This is a genomic window from Streptomyces sp. CC53, assembly GCF_001865245.1.
Classification (GTDB): domain Bacteria; phylum Actinomycetota; class Actinomycetes; order Streptomycetales; family Streptomycetaceae; genus Streptomyces.
In genome coordinates, this window is the sequence record NZ_MKXB01000073.1 from 1 (window position 1) to 3,707 (window position 3,707).

The 3,707-nt window shown below is 77.1% G+C and carries 4 protein-coding genes; 2 read left to right on the top strand and 2 right to left on the bottom strand.

Annotated features, from left to right (window positions below; translation table 11 throughout):
• Together BJP40_RS06775 and BJP40_RS06780 are read right to left on the bottom strand one after the other, a co-directional pair.
• Window positions 1-957 (bottom strand): RNA polymerase sigma factor (locus BJP40_RS06775; RefSeq protein ID WP_143065897.1); only part of this gene is annotated, 957 nt, incomplete at its 3' end.
• Between the two features lie 456 nt (window positions 958-1,413).
• A complete protein-coding gene (locus tag BJP40_RS06780; RefSeq protein WP_071279443.1) occupies window positions 1,414-2,178 on the bottom strand; it encodes a peptidoglycan recognition protein in 765 nt (254 codons plus the stop codon).
• Window positions 2,179-2,362: 184 nt separating this feature from the next.
• Here BJP40_RS06780 and BJP40_RS06785 point away from each other — a divergent pair, with 184 nt between their 5' ends.
• Complete coding sequence (locus BJP40_RS06785; protein ID WP_071279445.1) at window positions 2,363-2,851, top strand: hypothetical protein; 489 nt, start codon at window positions 2,363-2,365, stop codon at window positions 2,849-2,851.
• A gap of 120 nt (window positions 2,852-2,971) precedes the next feature.
• Window positions 2,972-3,553 (top strand): DoxX family protein, encoded by a 582-nt coding sequence (locus BJP40_RS06790; protein ID WP_071279446.1) that lies wholly within the window; start codon window positions 2,972-2,974, stop codon window positions 3,551-3,553.
• Window positions 3,554-3,707 lie beyond the last annotated feature (154 nt).

A 3,707-nucleotide genomic window follows, 5' to 3' on the forward strand; every position in this document is an offset into this window, starting at 1 on the left:
GATGTGCCCGGGACCCGCCGCCGACCCCGCGTCCCCCCACGCCCCCGCCGTCCCCGGCAGTCCGGCGTCCCCCGGCACGTACCCCGGCAGGCCCGCGTCCGCCGCCGGGACCGGTTCCGTCGGCGGTACGGGGGCGGCCTCCGGGGCCGATGACGCCGCCAGGGCGGACGGGTCGACCGGCACCGAGGGGTAGCCGGACAGCGGCACCACCAGGGCGAGACCTGCCAGGAGCCCCTCCGCCGGGACCAGGTTCGCCCAGTGCCCGCCGCAGGTCCGGCACCCGCGGGCGTGCCGCGCGACCCGCTTGCGCCACACCCCCGCCGGGCGCCCGTCCCAGTCGTCCGTCAACCGTGCCAGCTCCAGGCAGCGCGGCCGCGCCCCCAGCGCCCGCACCACGACCCGCCCCGTCTCCAGCCGCTCCTTCATCCGCTGCACCCGCACCGCCGCGTGACGCGCGGGCACGCCCAGCGCGTCCGCCAGCTCCGCACGCGTCAGTTCGCCCGCGGCCTCCTGCCACCACAGGGCCAGCAGCTCCCGGTCGTCCTCGTCGAGCCAGCGCGTCGCCTCCGCCACCTCCCGGCGCTGCCCCGACAGCCCCAGCCGCAGGATCGTCAGGTCCACGAAGTCCCCTGCCGGATCGGGCCGCTCCTCAGCCCGGTCGAGGGAGGCCACCGACACCGGCTGGCGGTCCCTCCAACGGCGCCGTATCTGGTTCATCGCGATCGCCACCAGCCACGGCCGGAACCGGGACGGCTCCCGCAGCCCGCCGAGTCCGTCCAGCGCGCGGAACATGGTGTCCTGGACGACGTCGTCCACGTCCGCGTGTCCGTCCAGGGCCCGGCCGACGATGTTGTAGACGAGCGGCAGGTAGTCCGCGACGAGGCGTTCCCGGGCGGGCCCGTCACCCGCCCGTGCCGCACTGACCAGCTCCGGGCTGTGCTCGCTTTCCCTGTGCATGCCGTCCGTCCCGCCTTGTCTTCCTTCCGCGCCCACGACAGAGGTGTCACCACCGGCTCCCGCAGGTCCTTCCTCCCCGGAGACCCGGCACGGCCCCGCCGACAACACAAAAGTCGCCCGGGTCCTCCGAGAATCCCGAACCCCCCGCCGCGACCTCCGGGGCAGGACGCCTCCCGTCTCCGGGGCCGTTGCCGACTCCGCACGCCTCCCGTCTCCGGCACCCCGCCGGACGGGCGACCGCGGACTCCCGGCGCCCCGCACGCAGCACCGGCCTGCTTCCGCCGTGACACCGGTGGCGCGGACCCCGGGAGCCGACCGGGTGCCACGAGCACCTCGGACGCGCGGTACCACCGCGCGGTCCCCCGACCACCGCACGGCCATGTGTACCCGATGGGCGTCCGCGGCCCCACGCCGGGGCGGTCCTCACGGCTCCGCCCAGGGCGCCGTCCTCCCGGTTCAGCGCCGTTGCAGGCGTGCCACCCGCGCGCTGACCTCGGGCAGCCGCGCGTAGAGGGCCGCGCCCGGGCAGCGCGTCTGATAGCCGTCGGTGTGACCGCCCACCACGGGGAGCCGGGCCGTGGTGCCCTCCGGATAGCGGGATTCGTCGTTCGTCGACACCAGCGCCACCGTGCCGCGCGGGTCGGGCCCCCACGGGTCCAGCTTCCACGCGACGAGCCGGGCGATCGCGTCCAGCATCGGCTCGGGGACGTCCGCGCCCTCCGTGAACGTCCCGATCGCCGCGATGCCGACCGTGCCCTCGTTGAAGCCCTTGGTGTGCGCGCCGACGACCGGCCGGTCCACGCCCCCCGCGCGCCCCTCGTAGATGGTGCCGCAGGCGTCGACGAGGAAGTTGTAGCCGATGTCGTCCCAGTGCCGTCCGAAGGCGTGCCCCGCGTACAGGCCGCGCAGCAGCCGCGGCACGGACGCGCAGTCGTAGCCGTTCGGCGTGCTCGTGTGGTGGATGACCGCTGCCTTCACGGCCGGCGCGTACCGGGCGGCGGGCGCGGTGGTGACGGTCTCCGCCCGCCACGCCGCGCGCGGCACGATCTCCGGCCGCGGACCCTGGTGCCGTACGGGGCGGGGCACGGCCGGCGTCGAGGGCACGGCCGCGTCCGGGCGCCGCGGTGCCGATGAAGGGTTGACCGCCAGGCAGGTCGCGATGAGCAGCAGGAGCACCGCGAGCGCGGCGGCATGCGAGCGGCGCGTGTACGGCAGCCTCATGCTCGACGCCTCCTCCGCTGCTCCGCGCCACCTCGCCCGCCCCGGCGTTCCGGCCACCATCGTCGCGAACACCGGCGGCGCCCGCCCCTCGGAGTGCTCCGTACGGAAACGGCCGCGGCCGCCGTGTCAGTGCCGCCGCCTACCGTGGAACCGGATCGAGGGGGAAGGGAAGTGAGCGCGCGACATGGCGAACGGGCAGTCGTTCGAGGCGGCCACGGGAGACGGGCCCGCCCTGCCGGACCCGGCGACGGACACCGAAGCGGCGCGGCGGCGAGTCGCCGAGGTGCGCGTGGCGTACGAAGGGCTGCTGCAGATCCGCCGCCTCACCCGTGGAGCGGGCGGCGACCCGCGGGCGGTGCCCGCCGACTGGGAGCGCCACCAACCGGTGCGGGCGGTCGCGCTGGCCCTGGAGGCGGGCGGTTTCCCCCCGTCGGCCGGCACCCCGGACGGGACGCGGGTGGCGACCGGCTACCGCGTGACACCCGGGGAACGCCCCGGCACGGTACGGGTGGAGTGGCTCGGCCCGCCCGGCGCGGGCGCCGCGCAGGACGAGGACCGCGCCCTGACCGCGTGCGCCCGCACGCTGGGCGGTCTCGGATGGGAGGCCCTCCTCTACCGGGGGCCGCGCAGACGCCGCTTCCTGGAGGTGGAGCCCATCGACGCCACGGGGTGACGCCGCACCGGTGGCGGCGCCCCGGTCACCCGGATGACCCGCCCGGTGGGGCGCGAGCCAGGTGCTGCCGCGCACAGTGGAACGGCGACGCACGCTGCCACCGCACCGGGAGGCCCCACCGTGAGACAGTCCCGACGCTGTTCCTGCTCGCGCTCCGGCCACCGCGGCCGCCGCACGAACCTCGGCCTGCTGGCGCTGCGCGCCGGGGCGGGTACCGTCCTGATCGCGCACGGGACGCAGAAGCTGTTCGGCTGGTTCGGCGGGGGCGGCGTCGACGGCACGTCGAAGGCCATGGAGGGCATGGGGTTCCGCCCCGGCAGGCACAGCGCGGTCGCCGCGGGACTCGGCGAGGCGGGCGGGGGCACGCTTCTCGCCCTCGGACTGGCCACCCCGGCCGCGGGTGCGGTCGTCGCCGGCACCATGGCGGGCGCGGTCGCGGTGCACGTGCCCGCCGGGTTCTTCAACCAGTCCGGCGGCTTCGAGTACCCGGCCTTCCTCGGCTTCACGGCCGCCGCCCTCGGCCTGGCCGGGGCGGGCCGCTACTCCCTGGACCACCTCACCGGGCACCGGCTGGACCGGACGTGGACGCTGGCCGCGGCGTTCGTCGCCAGTGCCGCGGGGGCCGCCGTCGTCATCGGCAGACGCGCGCGGGAGCAGGACGGCACGGGCGAGGCCCACCGGCCGGACGACTCCGTCACCTGACCGCGCGGGCGGGCTCCCGCTGCCCGCGGCGCCCGACCGCCCCCGACGTCCCACCACCGGCGACCACCGACCGGCGGCCGTCCCCCGGCGGCGCGTCACCGGCGTCACCCCCACCGGGGGCGGACCACCCGGCCGTACCCGCCCCACCACCGGC

Bases quoted from the DNA above. Each gene is read 5' to 3' on its own strand.
- BJP40_RS06780 (WP_071279443.1), bottom strand. From the start codon at position 2,178: ATGAGGCTGCCGTACACGCGCCGCTCGCATGCCGCCGCGCTCGCGGTG.
- BJP40_RS06785 (WP_071279445.1), top strand. From the start codon at position 2,363: ATGGCGAACGGGCAGTCGTTCGAGGCGGCCACGGGAGACGGGCCCGCC.